The sequence below is a fragment of the Rhizobium sp. BK112 genome (assembly GCF_014193215.1).
Classification (GTDB): domain Bacteria; phylum Pseudomonadota; class Alphaproteobacteria; order Rhizobiales; family Rhizobiaceae; genus Rhizobium; species Rhizobium anhuiense.
In genome coordinates, this window is the sequence record NZ_JACHYZ010000020.1 from 60,156 (window position 1) to 73,908 (window position 13,753).

The following is a 13,753-nucleotide window of genomic DNA, read 5'->3' on the forward strand; positions in this document are numbered from 1 at the left end:
GGCGGGGATCAGATTCAAAGCAGGGAGGGCATCACATGACCAAAAAGAACAATGCGCCGCGATACAAGATCGGTGGTTTTCGTGGGATTTTCATCTACCTCTTCGGTCTTTCCGGCATCATCAACATTCTGGCGCTGACCGGCGCCTTCTACATGATGCAAATCTACGACAGGGCGTTGACCAGCGGCAGTATTTCGACACTCGTCGCCCTATCGATCCTGGCGATCGGGCTCTACCTCTTCCAGGGCTTTTTCGACATCATTCGTTCCCAGATTCTGATCCGGCTCGGCGCTCGTCTTGATGTCGAACTTTCGCCGCTGGCCCATAAGGTTGTCATCGAGATGCCGCGCTACGGCTACTCGACATCCGAAGCGATGGAACGTGGCCGGGACGTCGACACGCTGCGCGGCTTCCTTGCAAGTCAGGGTCCGATTGCTCTCTTCGATCTGCCGTGGATGCCGCTCTATCTGATTTTCGTCTGGTTGCTTCATCCGATGCTTGGCATGATGACGGTCGGCGGCGCAGCCGTGCTGGCGCTTCTGACAATCATCGCCGAAGTACTTACGCGCCGCCATTCACAGTCGATGGTGAAGGCCTCCGTTGCGCGGAATTCGATTGTCGATTCGAATGCGCGCAACAGTGAAGTCCTGCATGCCATGGGCATCACCCAACGCGCCGTCGAGCGCTTCGAGACGGCCAACCGCCGCCATCTCGAATGCCAGACCACGACCTCAGACATCGGCGGCACGCTCTCCGGCCTATCGAAAGTGATGCGCATGATGCTGCAATCGGCAATCCTGGGGCTTGGTGCCTATCTTGCCATTCGCGGCGACCTCTCCGCCGGCTCAATCATTGCCTCCTCGATTGTCACGGCGCGCGCACTTGCTCCGGTCGACCAGGCAATCGCCCACTGGAAGAGTGTTGTCGGCGCCCGGCGCAGCCACAATCGCCTGACAGAGACCCTGGCCGTCCTTAACGACACGAGCCGTCACGTCGAGCTGCCAACACCGCACGAGAGCCTGACGATCGACAACATAACCACTGTCGCGCCGACCACGGGCGCTGTCCTTCTCAGTGAAGTCAGCCTTCGACTCAATGCTGGGCAGGCTCTTGGTCTCATCGGCCCTTCAGGCGGCGGCAAGACAACGCTTGCGCGCTCCATGCTCGGCATTTGGCCTGTCCTGCGCGGCTCCGTCAGAATCGATGGCGCAGACCTCGGGCAGTGGACGGAAAGCTTCTTCCATCAGCATGTCGGATATCTGCCACAGGACGTAGCCCTGATGGACGGGACGATTGCCGACAACATCTCGCGTTTCGCCGAGATCCCCGATGCGCGCAAGATCATCCGAGCCGCCAAGAATGCCGGCATCCACGAGATGATCGTCCATTTGCGCGACGGCTACCAGACCGAACTCGGACCGCATGGGACAGCACTTTCGGCGGGCCAGCGCCAGCGCATCGCTCTCGCCCGCGCACTCTACGGAGACCCCTTCCTCATCGTGCTCGACGAACCCAACTCCAACCTCGACGCTGAGGGCGAAGAGGCCTTGACACGGGTGATCGCCAAAGTGCGCGAGCGGGGCGGCATCGTCGTCATCGTCGCTCACCGGCCGAGTGCGCTGCAGGCCGTCGACATGGTCGGGCTTGTTCAGAACGGTCGGCTGGTTGCCTTCGGGCCCAAGGACGAGATTGTCCAACCGACCAAGATGCGTCCGCTCGTTGTCGACAAGACCGCAACGCCAAACCTCAGGGCGATGCCGGCCGAATAGGCCGAGCTTCGCGAAAGGAGTTCGCCATGGAGGAGAAACTGGTTCTGGGATTGCCTGATGACGGCCAGGCTAGCATCGCGCCAGCGAATAAATTCCGCACGACGGAGCAGGAGGGACGGAGCAGGAGATTCGTTTTCCTGCCCGCCCTTCTCTTCGGAGCGATCGGCGTCGCCCTCAGCAAACAGGAGCCCGCTGCGCCCGATCAATCGCATGCCGCGCAAGATCCCCATCCCGAACCCGCCAACCAGATCACTGCCGGTCTCAACGTGATCGAGGACGTCACGGCATTCCTTCGCCAGTTGACGGAGGAATTGTCGATGACGACTGCTGGCATTCCGCCTGTTCGACGCGTCGCCTCCGTGCGCGTCGGCTTCGATGCAGCAGACCGGTTACCGGTGGAACCTGTTTTCAGGGATCGGAGCGTCCGTGCGTCGAGCAGTAACGACAATGACGGACGCATAGATATCAGCGGCGACAAATTTGTCTTTCCCCCCTGGAAACCGACAACTCTCCAAGGTGGCCAAAGCAGTCGCAGCAGGCCCGTAGATCCCGGCGGGCGCAACGGCTTCGACAAAACCGGAGCGGGGCGGGATGCCCTTGCTGACGAGGATGACCCACGCGCCAATCGGGCTCCGATATCGTTGGGCAGCAATGTCCTTGCGCACGGTCTGATGAATTTATCGACGTTGATCATGCTCGATGACCTTCTGGCGAAAGTCTACGACCCGGACGGCGACGTCCTCTCCATCACCAACCTTGTCGCCTCCAGCGGCTCGGTTCAGAGATATGGTGCCAACGGCTGGCTCTATACGCCCGACCGCGGAGCGCTCGGCCAAGTCACCTTCACCTACCACGTGAGCGACGGAAAGAGTGGCATCTACACGCAATCCGTTCTTGACCTGCTTAAACCACCGCCGCGCGAGATCGAGGGCACCGACGGCGACGATCGCTTGCTTGGTACGCCCTGGCAGGACGTCGTCCTTGCCCGCGGTGGCAATGATTTCGTCTACGGGCGCGAAGAGAATGACATCATCTTCGGGGGCGCGGGCAACGATACGCTGTTCGGCGGCGACGGCGATGATCTCCTGTCTGGGGAAGACGGCCGCGACCAACTCTTCGGCGGACGCGGCAACGACACGCTTTTCGGTGGAAGCTCCGATGACGCCCTCTTTGGCGAACAGGGCAATGACAGCCTGATCGGCGGAGCGGGAAACGACCTGCTGTCCGGAGGCAGCGGCGACGATCGGCTGTTCGGCGAGGACGGCGATGATACCCTCCTCGGCGAAAGCGGCATCGATCTTCTCGATGGCGGAGCCGGGGACGATTCCCTGGCCGGCGGCGGCCACAACGACACCGTCGATGCCGGCGCAGGCGACGATGCTGTTCTCATGGGCTTGGTCGGCGAGGAAGCCCGTCAGGCCGAAAGACCCTCATCCGACGGTAATGACGTCTATTCGGGCGGCGACGGAATCGACACGCTTAACGCCACTGCGGCGCTTCAAGCCGTCGTGATCGATCTCGCAGCCGGTACGGCCACCGGCGCCGATATCGGGTCCGACAGGCTGGAGGGCTTCGAGAACGTCATCGGTACCGCCTGCGATGACACCATCACAGGCGACGATCACGCAAATGCGATCGAAGGCGGCGGGGGCAACGACCGCTTGACCGCAGGCGATGGCAAAGACGTCGTCTCGGGCGGCGACGGCGATGATACCGTGGTCATGGTTGCGCGGCCGGATCGAAATCCCGATGACGGCGACGATGTTTATGAAGGCGGCGACGGTGAAGATTGCCTCGATCTCACCGCTCTGCTTCAGGCCGTGCTGGCCGATCTTGAAGAGGGCTACGCCGAAGGCGAAGAAATCGGTTGCGACATCATCAAAGGCTTCGAGACGGTCTACGGCGGCGACGGCAATGATCGCCTGTCAGGCCGCAGCGGATCTGACATCTTGTATGGCGGCAATGGCGACGACCGGCTCGAAGGGCGCGCCGGGGACGATATCCTCGCCGGCGGTCAAGACGACGATCGTATCGACGGCGGCAGTGGTGACGACAGCGTTGTTGTCCTTGTCGCCGCAGACGGATCATCCGATGGCAATGACGTCTACCAGGGGGGCGAAGGCCTGGACACCTACGACGCCTCAGCCACGACACGCGGCGTTGTCATCGATCTTGAGCGCGGCCGGGCGTCGGGTGAGGAAATAGGAGAGGACGTCATCGTCAGCTTCGAGGCTACGACCGGCGGCAGCGGCGATGACATACTCGTAGACGGTGCTGCAGTCAGCATCCTTACAGGCGGCGACGGCGGCGATGTTTTCGTCTTTCGTGCTTCCTCCATTTCCGGCAACGAGCGTGACGAGATCCGAGACTTCGAAGTCGGTGACCGTATCGATTTTTCCAGCATCGCAAACGAGCGAGGAGCGCTTGTCTTCGCAGGGTTCAGCTCCGAGGAGGCCACGCCCCAACCCGGCCGCATAACCTTCTACCATCAGGCCTTCGAGGAAAGCGAGCAGACTGTCGTGCGCGCCGTCATCGATTTCGAGCGCGACGACGATATCGAAATCCTGCTGCACGGCCATCACGACCTGACGGAGCAGGACTTCATTCTGGCTGCTCTCGATATTGCCGCGTATCAAATGGATCGGGCTTGAGCACGAGCCCGAAGACCACAGAGCATATTTTTGTAACGCACTGGGAGAGCCGCTATGACGACCGGGGGAACACCATTGGCATTGGAACACAAGACCACAATGAAAAACACACGCTTCGACGTCTCATCGCGGGTCATCGCCTCGTCGGTACTCGCCTCGATACTCGTCTTCGGGATTGGCGGCTGGGCCGCACAGGCGAAGCTGTCGGGTGCCGTCATCGCCAATGGACAAGTGGTCGTTTCCGATCAAGTCAAAATCGTCCAGCACCGGGATGGAGGCATTGTCTCGCAAATCATGGTCGAGAACGGCGACGAGGTGAAGAAGGGAGATATCCTGTTGCGTCTCGATGAGACACAGACACGCGTTGAGCTCACGATCGTCCAGACACAGTTGCAGCAGCTTCAAGCCATGCATGCACGGCTTGTCGCAGAACGTGATGCCGACCAAGCGATCCGGTTTGCGGAGCCGCGTCTTCCAGCCAGCCTTCTGGCCGGCGAGACCAAGCTCTTCGACGAAAACCGCAGAATGCTCGGTAATCAGAAGGAGCAACTGCGACTACAGATCGGCCAGCTCGACGAGCAAGTGCACGGCCTTGAAGCGCAACAACAATCGACGGCCAGTGAAGGCGAAATCATCGAACAGGAACTCGCCAAGACGGAGCGCTTGCTCAAGAGCGGCCTTGTCCCGATCTCCCATCAACGTGACCTGTTGCGCCAGCGTGCCCGTATAGGGGGGACGCTTGGCGAATTGACGGCGCGTATCGCCGAGATCTCAAGCCAGAAAAGCGAACTCAACATGAAACTGCTCTCCCTTGACCAGACGACACGCAAGGAGGCGCAGGCAGAAATTGTCGGTATCGAATCGAAGATTGCCGAACTGCGCGAACGCGAGATCGCGGCCCGTGACAGGTTGACAAGAATGGATGTGCGCGCACCCGTCGACGGACTGATCTACGATCTCCAGATTCACACCCTGGGCGGCATCATGGCTCCCGGTGCCACGGTGATGTCGGTCGTGCCCAAGAGTGCCGATCTGATGATTGAAATGCGCATTCCCCCGGTCGACATCGATCGCATCGCGACGGGTCAGGCCGCCCGGCTACGCTTTACCGCATTTAACCAGCGCACGACGCCGGAATTGCATGGCGAAGTGGGGATCGTTGCCGCGGCCACCGCCGCCGACAAGGCCACCGGACAGCCCTATTACCTTGCAACCGTTTCACTGACCGACGGGGAAAAACTTGGAGATAACAAATTGATGCCGGGAATGCCCGTCGAGGTTTTCGTCCAGACAGAAGAGCGTACGGCGCTGTCCTATCTGGTCAAACCGTTTACAGACCAGGTCATGCGCACGTTCCGCGAAGAGTAGTGTCTGCGGAGCAAATTGCCATCGACAAAGCAAGTTCCGGTCGGCACGTTATCGGCATCGAAATATGGCGGTGCGCCAGTTGACAGGGCAGAAGGTCTCACCTGTGCCCGACGGCGCTGAACGTCATTCAGCAGCAAATCACCGAAAGCGAGAGTGACCAGATTTACGAATTCAAAATGTCGCCGCTGTCTCCAGCTTGGCCCTGCGCGGACGGCCGGGGTAGTGCCACATGGTGCGGTTGGACACGTCGAGCGGCGAGGCAACCGGCACGTGCCGCCGGTCGGGCATACCTGCCGCTTATTTCATGCTGCAATTCCTCGCCTCGCATTGCGAGATGAATCAAGGCTTGCTTGACCGGAATGAGCAAATGCAGCGCGCGGTGGCGTGAGAGCGAGAACCCTCGGAGGTTTGCGCCACACTGTTTCCATTTCATACGGGATTGGTGAAGTTACTGTCACACGAGCGGAATATCGGGGTGCTAGCGTCGGCATCGCTGTTCAAAAGGAGTAGTCAATGCGCAATCTAGCCCTGTCCCTCGCCCTCGTCATCGGCCTTGCTTCTTCCGTTTTAGCAGAAGATGCCAAGCCATTTTCCGATGCCAAGGAAATCGACCTCGTTTCGCTGTTGCCGACACCGCCCGCCAATAATTCGCCGCAGATGCAGGCCGAACTCGCTGAAATACTAACGATCCAGGTTACCCGCACACCTGAGATGGCCGCACGTGCCGTCGCCGATGCGGATGAAGATGTCTGGCGCTTCGCCGACGTGATCGACAATCCCAAGTTCACCAAGGAAAACCTGCCGAAGTTCACCGCCTTCTTCGACCGCGTCGTCGCCACAGAAGGCGCTGTTGTCGATCCGGCCAAAGATTTCTGGAAGCGTCCGCGGCCGCACCTCTACAGCGACCTAGTCAAGCCGATTGTCCCCCTCTCGAAGTCGGGTGCTTATCCGTCGGGTCACACCACCGTCGGCACGCTGATGGGCATCGTGCTTTCCAACATGGTGCCGGAGAAAAGGACCGAGCTGATGGCACGCGCGTGGGAATATGGTCATAACCGTATTGTCGGCGGCATTCATTATGCTTCGGACGTCGAGGCTGGCCGCATCGCCGGCACCGTCATCGCCGAAACGATCCGCACCCATGACGACTACAAAGCTGAATTTGAAGCCGCCAAGGAGGAACTTCGATCGGTCCTTGGTCTGCCTCACGTCTGAGCCGATTGACCAAACATCCATTTGAACCGCCGGCGAGAAATCCGGCGGTTCGGTGCTTCCAGGCATCGTCACCCTTGGATGACCTCTTGTTAGAGTTTACTGCCTTCAATTCAACGCTTGGGGATACACCGGACAGCCATGGCACGTGCCAAGGCGTGTCCTCCGCGAACATCGACTGCATGTCGATGCAGAGATGGACCCAATTGCCCAGCATCGGGTGTCAGGCGGCCGAAGAGGGTGCCTCGCCGAAGGACGAGACGACCGGATGCTCGGGCGTCGCTTCGGAAGGCCTCACACTGGAATCGCTCCACTCGTCTTGCGAGTGATCGCGATCATCCGCAAAGGTGGTGAGCTGAATCATCATGGTCTTGGCGCGATTGATGGCTGCGTCGCCTCGCAGGTCGTCGCCTGCGGTCATCTTCACCGAGACGAGCTCGCCTCCCTCCCCCTGAAATTCGACGGTGACCATGCCTTCGGTCGCGTCGCCGACCTGTGTATCTATGAGCTGCATTGAAGCCTCCATTTTCATACCCCTCAAAGCATCCCCGAGCCTTTGTTCCGGTTCGGTAGCCGACCGGAACAGATGCCTCGGTGAAGCTTGGCAAGGTGTCTCCGCCGATCGTATGGCGAAGTTCGGGCGCGGAGTGATCCGCGCCCGTTAAGTTGCAGGATTTGCGAGCGCTCTCCGAACTCCCCTATTTCGAATTCTTGTGGCTCTGCTCGCCAGCCTTGACGTGCTGCTCGTGCGAGCCTCCTTGCTTGCCAGACGAGCTTGCGCTCTTCTCCGACGAGGCGCTTTTGCTGCCGCCCGACTTCGAGCCCCCCTTGGACTGTGATGTGCCTGTCGATGCCATGTGATGTACTCCTCCTTTGAGAGACCTCAGTGGTCTCGCTCAGCAAACTTCGAAGACGTCAAACAGTTCCGGCGGATCCGACGATAGCCTGGGTGGCTCAAACCCTAGCCGCGGCCCGGAACAACCTCTTGCTCCGCGTGTTATGGCCCGACCCGCAAACAACGAACGCGAGCGGGTTATGGAATGGCAAGGGAGGCGAGCGGCGCGATCAGCATCATCAAGAGATATGAAGTTCCAAAATCCTCGATATCGTACCGACCACTCCTCGCGGCCCAGGGTCTGTTGCAATCGCTGAAGAACCGGCCCGAGGTCGAACATGTCGACGTCGCCGACGACCATCAGGTCAACGTCGCTGTCCGGCCGATCGGAGCCGCGCGCAACGGATCCGCAGGCGAATGCGGCCTCGATCTTCTCTCGAAGCGGCCGCCGCTATTTCCGCCTCCGCTGAGTGAGATCAGCTCGTTCGCACCGTATTCGCGCTCAGGATGAAGCAGGAGCGCTGCCAACATCCTCTGCGGGCGTTTACATGAAATCGGCGAGCGACATGTGGACCTATTTGTGGGCTGATCGGACCTATATTTGGACCGCTTCTACCATCCGGACAGGGTTTGCGATATGCGTCGATCAAACCTGGGACGTCGACTTTCGGGCGGAAAGACAAGATACCGCGGATGATTTATTTCACTGGAGACACTCATTTTGGCGACCCGCGCGTCCTGCGCCTGGATAAGCGACCGTTTCCCAACATGCTCGAGCATGACGAAGCCCTGATCCGCAGTTGGAACGAGACCGTCGGTTTGGACGACGAGGTCTGGCACCTCGGAGACGTCATGTCGGCAAGAGCGGGGGAATGCGAAGCGCTGCTTTCGAGATTGAACGGGCGGAAGCACCTGATCGTCGGCAACAACGACCCGACCACCACCACGTGTTCGCCCGGCTGGGAGAGCGTCCAGCATTACGCGGAACTCCATCACGAAGGGCACCACCTGGTCCTGTGTCACTATGCGTTTCGGACTTGGAACCAGATGGGTAAAAAGTCGATCAACCTGCATGGGCATTCGCACGGAAAGCTGAAGCCCTTGCTCCGTCAGTACGACGTCGGGGTGGATGCGCAGGGACTTCGTCCGGTCCCTCTCGAAACCATAGTAAGCAGAAGGCGCCGTTTCGACGCGACGCCTTCTTACTGATCGTTATGCGCGGGGAGCCCGTCTACCGCATTCGGCCTTCGTTCATCTCGCCTGGATCGTAGTTCAGATCCCACTCCTTCACCGGCTTCTTACCCGGCGGCGTCTTGTGCTCAGTGGCATCTTCCGACCCGGTGATCATGTCGGCTTGGCGCTGACCACGCCCGTTGCCTTCCTGTCAGCGATCGATTTGGCGTACTGGCCCTTGGCGTCCTTTTCGACGTCGGTCATGTCATTCGCCCTTCTGCTTCAGACCGTCCGAGATCTTCTTGACCTCGGGATCGGCATTGGTCTCGCCATTGGCGTCTTCCGCGCGGTCCGGGTCGTCCTTCGCAGGCAGGTAGCCGGGCGGCCTGTTTTCCTGAGGACCTTCCCAACGCGGCGATTGATCAGTGGTGCCTGGGGCACCGTCCTTCGGCTTGTTCATTCCCATGGTGGTTCTCCTTCTCAAGACCAACCTTAGCCGCGAGTAGATGTTCCCTGGTGGAGTAGTAGGAATTGAATCGAACTCGGAAGAAATGAGCGGGTTTCAATCATCCCGCCCTCCAAAATTTCGGCGGGATAGCCCGCTTGGAACAGAACTTCCTAATATACGTTTGTGGGAAGCCCGCCCCACGGAGGACGCCATGATCAGCATCTGGGACTCGAACGTCGAATTGAAGATAGATGATCGTGTTCACGTCATCAGGAACGCTAGAGAGGCGGTCGCATTCTTGAGGAAATACTGGCCCGACAACAGAAGCGCGAAATATGCGACAGCGTGGAAGTTATGCCTGGACGCGGCGAGTGGTGTTGGATCCGATGCGGAAGCGCGATCTGCGTTTGAGGCTGCAGCGAAGGAGGCCGGCATCCTTCGCCAAACTTAAGGTCGCTTCGTTTGAAGTGAGAAACTGGATTATGCCGGCACCCCACCGGAACGGTTCTTGCACGGTTACTAATATATTTACCGTTGGGAGGCGTAACGTCATGAAGTGGCACACAACCGGAGAGTTCACACCTCTGATGCTCGTTGTGAGTGGGCCGGAAAAATACAAGCTTGTCGCGAGCCTTTGGGAGGCGGCCAATATGTTGACGGTTTGCTGGCCCATCGACGACGGGGAGGAATATCTTATCGCGATCAGGGCGTGCCGGGACGCCATCCATGGGGACATGTCGGCTGAGGACGCGCGAGAAGCGCTGATCCGTGCCGCCGACGAAGCTGGCATTCCGGTGATCACCGTCGTTCACTGAGCGTACTCGATGCCACGCGACCGTTGGATTTCCGATCCTACGAGAACGGTCGCCTCGGCTATATGCTCGATGTGCCGAAGGATTTCAAAACAGTCCGGAAGCCTGTTGGTGACGGAATAGGCCTCGAAAGAGCCTCCGGCCATTCGACTAGCACGGCAAGAGCACCATATTCACCGGATCATGCCCGGATCCAGATTGAGGATCGTGATCACGCCCTCCCCCGATATTCTGATCTGGAATTTCGGGGCGGCCCAGTTGTCGAACCAGGCCGGCGCCGATCTTCCGCGGAAACCCCTGATCGGCTGCGTTCGCGTTGTGAAGAAGGTCGAAGGCGAAGCTCTCGGCATTGTCTCGAAATGCCGCCGAGCTGGATGTTGGTGACCAGGCAGGCTGCGCTCTGCAACTCCGTAGAACCGAGGAATTCCTCGGTCGACGCGGAACGCCGCGACCCTTATGCCATTGGCGCGCAGGAGGCCGCCTCTGAGCGCGTCACGAACGGGCACGTTATCCTCGACACAAATCACCAATGAGGTCTTCGACGCATCAACCATCAATCGATCCAATCGGTGTAATCCTCTGGCCGGGGCGGCCTTCCTACCCGAAAGGATGATCCGCACACTGGACTGTTGCGAGACCGCTGGCCATTTCATCGTTCTGTGACCCAACCTGACAGGAGCAGAAGATGCAGATCGACCTCACAGGCAAGACCGCGCTGGTCACGGGATCGACCGAAGGCATTGGATACGCGATCGTTAGCCAGCTCGCCAGGGAGGACGCAAACGTAGTGATCAACGGACGGTCTGAAGAAAAGACCGCAAACGCGCGGACTATAAGAAGAGCTGGGGCAAGAACACCATCACCTGCCGCGCGGTCGACACGCTGTAGATCGGCGCCGAGCGAATGACCCGCTTCATGGACACGCTGCCCGCCGCGATCTCGCCAACCTGAGCGTTGAATGCGGCCATGGCATCGCCGCCTTCACCGCGTTCCATCTCACCGGTTCTTCTCCGGTCGCCATCGCCCTACATCAACAGTCGGATCGTAGTTGGCTTCGCCGAAATTCTCCATGAGACGGCCTATACGGGCTGAGATTCCCCGCTGTGGACAATATGCCTGCCTTCGGCCAGTCTTGGTCAGAAAAGGCAAATAACACAAAATGTTATTGCCGAATCTGAAGGAGTCGGACGCCGAATGTCGCACCAAAAAATCTCAAGTTAAGTGCCAAGGCCTGCCGGAACGGGCGCATTCTCACGGTTAAGTGGCAAACGACACAGGGATCAATTGACACCTTTTCGATTTTTAGTCATATCCGCCATCGCGTCATAGAACGCCCTTGATCCATATCCGGTCGCCGAGTCCTGTCGAAGGGCGTCCCGGATTCCGCCTGGCAGGCGGAGAATCGTATGCTCGCCCTCAAGTTGACGCTGGTTCCATTGTGCCTGCTTGCCGTCTCAATATCCGGCAAATGGTGGGGACCAGCTATTGCCGGTTGGCTAGCAGGGTTGCCATTGATCGCCGGCCCCATTCTTTTTCTGATCGTCCTCGAACATGGGCCAATTTTTGGGGCACAGGCAGCAGCCCTGTCACTCTCAGCAATCCTTGCATCCGAGGCGTTTAATTTCGCATACGCCTGGAGTTGTCGATCGCGGCACTGGTTGTTTTCCCTGTCACTCGGAATGCTGACATGGCTATTCGTTGCGAGCGGACTGTCAATGCTGCCGGCATCTCCAGTCTATGGCCTCGGCGCGGCGCTGCTTGCCATCGTGTTCGGGCAGGCATTTCTCCCGGATGCAAAAGTGGTCGCGAAAGGCGCGCCGCTAACTGGAGCCGATTTGGTCGGCCGAATGTTCGTGGGCTGCGTCCTAACCTTAGTTGTTACGACGCTATCTTCAGTCATCGGAGCGACGTGGAGCGGGTTACTCGCGGTTTTTCCGTTGCTCGGGATTGTATTGTCGGTTTCGTCCCATCGAACATATGGGCCGGATTTTGTCGTTTCGCTTCTGCGCGGCATGATCTTGGGGCGGTTTTCATTCGCCGCCTTCTGCCTCTGCTTGACCTTGGCGCTTCCAGCGCAAACGACATCCGCCGCTTTTGTCGAGGCTGCCGTTCTAGCAATGCTCGTTCAGTATGCGACAAAGCGTCTGGCAGATCGTCCGCGAAGTCCGCTACCGCAAAATTCCTGACTTTTCAGCGCGGCTGAGATTTGTGCGAGGAGCACCGTTGCCGCTGCTTGATTTCGAGGTCGTAGCTTCCAGCGTCCTCACTCAGCAAGCTCTCGTGGGCTATGGCCCCTACTCCTCCCCCACCGGCGCCAACCGCGCGGGAAGCGCCGGAGCACGCGAATTGATGAGCTTTCTGCAAGCCAAGAGTACATCCTCCCAACCTCCCCCTAAAGAGGGGGAAGAACCGCCTTGTCGTCGTGGCTCGATCGAGGCGCATCCTCGATCTGTTTCTCCCCTATCAGGGGAGGATGGAAGGGGGCATATTCAGACAAGGATTCGCCCAAGGAAAGCAAAATGAAAACCTATACCCTTCCCCATACCGACCGCCCGGTATCCAGCGTCATTCTCGGCCTGATGCGCATTCCCAAGATGAGCAATGCCGAAATCGCCACCCTGGTCGGGGCGGCCCGCGACGCCGGCGTCAATGTCTTCGACCATGCCGATATTTATGGCGGCGAACGCCATCTCTGCGAGCAACGCTTCGGCGAGGCCGTGACCTTCGCCGACGCCGAACGCGATGCGGTCGTGATCCAGTCCAAGGCCGGCATACGGCCCGGCTTCTTCGATTTCTCCGAGGAGCACATCCTGCGCTCGGTCGATGGTTCCCTAAGGGCGCTCAAGACCGAATATCTCGATCTGCTGCTTCTGCACCGGCCCGATACGCTGGTCGAGCCCGAGGAGGTCGCCTCCGCCTTCGACAAGCTGCAGGCCTCCGGCAAGGTCCGCCATTTTGGCGTTTCCAACCAGACCCCGGGCCAGATCGCCCTGCTCAAGACGGCGGTGAAGCAGCCGCTTGTGGTCAATCAGGTGCAGCTCAGCATCACTCATGCGCCGCTGATGGCGCAGGGCGTCGCTGCCAACATGGCCGGGCTCGACCAGTCCATCGACCGCGACAATGGCCTGCTGGAATATTCCCGCATCAACAATATGATGCTGCAGGCCTGGTCGCCGTTCCAGAAGAAGTTCTTCGACGGCGTATTCCTGGGCGATCGCGAGAATTTCGCCGAACTCAACGACGTCATCGACGAACTGGCAGCCCAATATGGTGTGACGCCGACAGGGATCGCAGTGGCCTGGATCACCCGTCACCCGGCCAATATCCAGGTCGTGCTGGGCACCACCAATCCGGGCCGCGTCAAGGAATCCGCAGCCGGATCGGCCGTGCCGCTGACGCGCCAGGAATGGTATCGCCTGTTCACCGCTGCGGGCAACGTTCTGCCGTAACCGACCTCGTAAAGAGCATCCAGCGTCGCCTGGCAA

Annotated in this window: 14 protein-coding genes and 3 pseudogenes; 10 read left to right on the forward strand and 7 right to left on the reverse strand. The window is 59.4% G+C overall.

Features of this window, described 5'->3' with window-relative positions; genetic code table 11:
• Positions 1–35: 35 nt before the first annotated feature.
• From FHT75_RS32995 to FHT75_RS33010, 4 genes are all read left to right on the forward strand, one after another.
• Complete coding sequence (locus FHT75_RS32995; protein ID WP_183845563.1) at positions 36–1,769, forward strand: type I secretion system permease/ATPase; 1,734 nt, start codon at positions 36–38, stop codon at positions 1,767–1,769.
• Between the two features lie 26 nt (positions 1,770–1,795).
• On the forward strand, positions 1,796–4,420 hold the full coding sequence (locus FHT75_RS36325; RefSeq protein WP_183845564.1) for a cadherin-like domain-containing protein: 2,625 nt from the start codon (positions 1,796–1,798) through the stop codon (positions 4,418–4,420).
• Positions 4,421–4,474: 54 nt separating this feature from the next.
• Entirely contained in the window at positions 4,475–5,788 is a 1,314-nt protein-coding gene (locus tag FHT75_RS33005) for an HlyD family type I secretion periplasmic adaptor subunit (RefSeq protein ID WP_183845565.1), read from the forward strand.
• Positions 5,789–6,301: 513 nt separating this feature from the next.
• Entirely contained in the window at positions 6,302–7,003 is a 702-nt protein-coding gene (locus tag FHT75_RS33010; protein WP_183845566.1) for an acid phosphatase, read from the forward strand.
• A gap of 109 nt (positions 7,004–7,112) precedes the next feature.
• On the opposite strand, the pseudogene FHT75_RS36145 reads toward FHT75_RS33010, so the two are convergent.
• From FHT75_RS36145 to FHT75_RS33025, 4 genes and pseudogenes are all read right to left on the reverse strand, one after another.
• A pseudogene (locus FHT75_RS36145) lies at positions 7,113–7,217 on the reverse strand (cysteine hydrolase); the annotation flags it as partial.
• 6 nt (positions 7,218–7,223) lie between these two features.
• Complete coding sequence (locus FHT75_RS33015) at positions 7,224–7,514, reverse strand: hypothetical protein (RefSeq protein ID WP_183845567.1); 291 nt, start codon at positions 7,512–7,514, stop codon at positions 7,224–7,226.
• 184 nt (positions 7,515–7,698) lie between these two features.
• Positions 7,699–7,857 carry a hypothetical protein gene (locus tag FHT75_RS33020; protein WP_183845568.1) on the reverse strand — a complete coding sequence of 53 codons (159 nt, stop codon included), beginning with the start codon at positions 7,855–7,857 and terminating at the stop codon, positions 7,699–7,701.
• Between the two features lie 39 nt (positions 7,858–7,896).
• On the reverse strand, positions 7,897–8,265 hold the full coding sequence (locus FHT75_RS33025; protein WP_183845590.1) for a nucleotidyltransferase family protein: 369 nt from the start codon (positions 8,263–8,265) through the stop codon (positions 7,897–7,899).
• 263 nt (positions 8,266–8,528) lie between these two features.
• Between FHT75_RS33025 and FHT75_RS33030 the strand changes: the two genes are divergently transcribed.
• The gene (locus FHT75_RS33030) at positions 8,529–9,044 is read left to right on the forward strand and encodes a hydrolase (RefSeq protein ID WP_183845569.1); all 516 of its coding nucleotides are present in this window, start codon (positions 8,529–8,531) and stop codon (positions 9,042–9,044) included.
• A 22-nt stretch (positions 9,045–9,066) separates the two neighbouring features.
• Here FHT75_RS33030 and FHT75_RS33035 read toward each other — a convergent pair.
• Together FHT75_RS33035 and FHT75_RS33040 are read right to left on the reverse strand one after the other, a co-directional pair.
• A pseudogene (locus FHT75_RS33035) lies at positions 9,067–9,272 on the reverse strand (hypothetical protein).
• Between the two features lies 1 nt (position 9,273).
• Positions 9,274–9,474: a hypothetical protein gene (locus FHT75_RS33040; protein ID WP_183845570.1), complete on the reverse strand. Its 201-nt coding sequence runs from the start codon at positions 9,472–9,474 to the stop codon at positions 9,274–9,276.
• Positions 9,475–9,667: 193 nt separating this feature from the next.
• Here FHT75_RS33040 and FHT75_RS33045 point away from each other — a divergent pair, with 193 nt between their 5' ends.
• From FHT75_RS33045 to FHT75_RS33055, 3 genes and pseudogenes are all read left to right on the forward strand, one after another.
• Complete coding sequence (locus FHT75_RS33045) at positions 9,668–9,907, forward strand: DUF982 domain-containing protein (protein WP_183845571.1); 240 nt, start codon at positions 9,668–9,670, stop codon at positions 9,905–9,907.
• Positions 9,908–10,007: 100 nt separating this feature from the next.
• The gene (locus FHT75_RS33050) at positions 10,008–10,271 is read left to right on the forward strand and encodes a DUF982 domain-containing protein (RefSeq protein ID WP_183845572.1); all 264 of its coding nucleotides are present in this window, start codon (positions 10,008–10,010) and stop codon (positions 10,269–10,271) included.
• 682 nt (positions 10,272–10,953) lie between these two features.
• A pseudogene (locus FHT75_RS33055) lies at positions 10,954–11,148 on the forward strand (SDR family NAD(P)-dependent oxidoreductase); the annotation flags it as partial.
• On the opposite strand, the gene FHT75_RS33060 reads toward FHT75_RS33055, so the two are convergent.
• A complete protein-coding gene (locus FHT75_RS33060) occupies positions 11,099–11,263 on the reverse strand; it encodes a hypothetical protein (RefSeq protein ID WP_183845593.1) in 165 nt (54 codons plus the stop codon). The pseudogene FHT75_RS33055 and the gene FHT75_RS33060 overlap by 50 nt on opposite strands.
• A gap of 411 nt (positions 11,264–11,674) precedes the next feature.
• Between FHT75_RS33060 and FHT75_RS33065 the strand changes: the two genes are divergently transcribed.
• A complete protein-coding gene (locus FHT75_RS33065) occupies positions 11,675–12,454 on the forward strand; it encodes a hypothetical protein (protein ID WP_183845573.1) in 780 nt (259 codons plus the stop codon).
• A 333-nt stretch (positions 12,455–12,787) separates the two neighbouring features.
• Positions 12,788–13,717: an aldo/keto reductase family oxidoreductase gene (locus FHT75_RS33070; protein WP_183845574.1), complete on the forward strand. Its 930-nt coding sequence runs from the start codon at positions 12,788–12,790 to the stop codon at positions 13,715–13,717.
• The last annotated feature ends 36 nt before the right edge of the window (positions 13,718–13,753 follow it).

Bases quoted from the DNA above. Each gene is read 5' to 3' on its own strand.
- FHT75_RS32995 (WP_183845563.1), top strand. From the start codon at position 36: ATGACCAAAAAGAACAATGCGCCGCGATACAAGATCGGTGGTTTTCGT.
- FHT75_RS36325 (WP_183845564.1), top strand. From the start codon at position 1,796: ATGGAGGAGAAACTGGTTCTGGGATTGCCTGATGACGGCCAGGCTAGC.
- FHT75_RS33005 (WP_183845565.1), top strand. From the start codon at position 4,475: ATGACGACCGGGGGAACACCATTGGCATTGGAACACAAGACCACAATG.
- FHT75_RS33010 (WP_183845566.1), top strand. From the start codon at position 6,302: ATGCGCAATCTAGCCCTGTCCCTCGCCCTCGTCATCGGCCTTGCTTCT.
- FHT75_RS33015 (WP_183845567.1), bottom strand. From the start codon at position 7,514: ATGCAGCTCATAGATACACAGGTCGGCGACGCGACCGAAGGCATGGTC.
- FHT75_RS33020 (WP_183845568.1), bottom strand. From the start codon at position 7,857: ATGGCATCGACAGGCACATCACAGTCCAAGGGGGGCTCGAAGTCGGGC.
- FHT75_RS33030 (WP_183845569.1), top strand. From the start codon at position 8,529: ATGATTTATTTCACTGGAGACACTCATTTTGGCGACCCGCGCGTCCTG.
- FHT75_RS33040 (WP_183845570.1), bottom strand. From the start codon at position 9,474: ATGGGAATGAACAAGCCGAAGGACGGTGCCCCAGGCACCACTGATCAA.
- FHT75_RS33045 (WP_183845571.1), top strand. From the start codon at position 9,668: ATGATCAGCATCTGGGACTCGAACGTCGAATTGAAGATAGATGATCGT.
- FHT75_RS33050 (WP_183845572.1), top strand. From the start codon at position 10,008: ATGAAGTGGCACACAACCGGAGAGTTCACACCTCTGATGCTCGTTGTG.
- FHT75_RS33060 (WP_183845593.1), bottom strand. From the start codon at position 11,263: ATGGAACGCGGTGAAGGCGGCGATGCCATGGCCGCATTCAACGCTCAG.
- FHT75_RS33065 (WP_183845573.1), top strand. From the start codon at position 11,675: ATGCTCGCCCTCAAGTTGACGCTGGTTCCATTGTGCCTGCTTGCCGTC.
- FHT75_RS33070 (WP_183845574.1), top strand. From the start codon at position 12,788: ATGAAAACCTATACCCTTCCCCATACCGACCGCCCGGTATCCAGCGTC.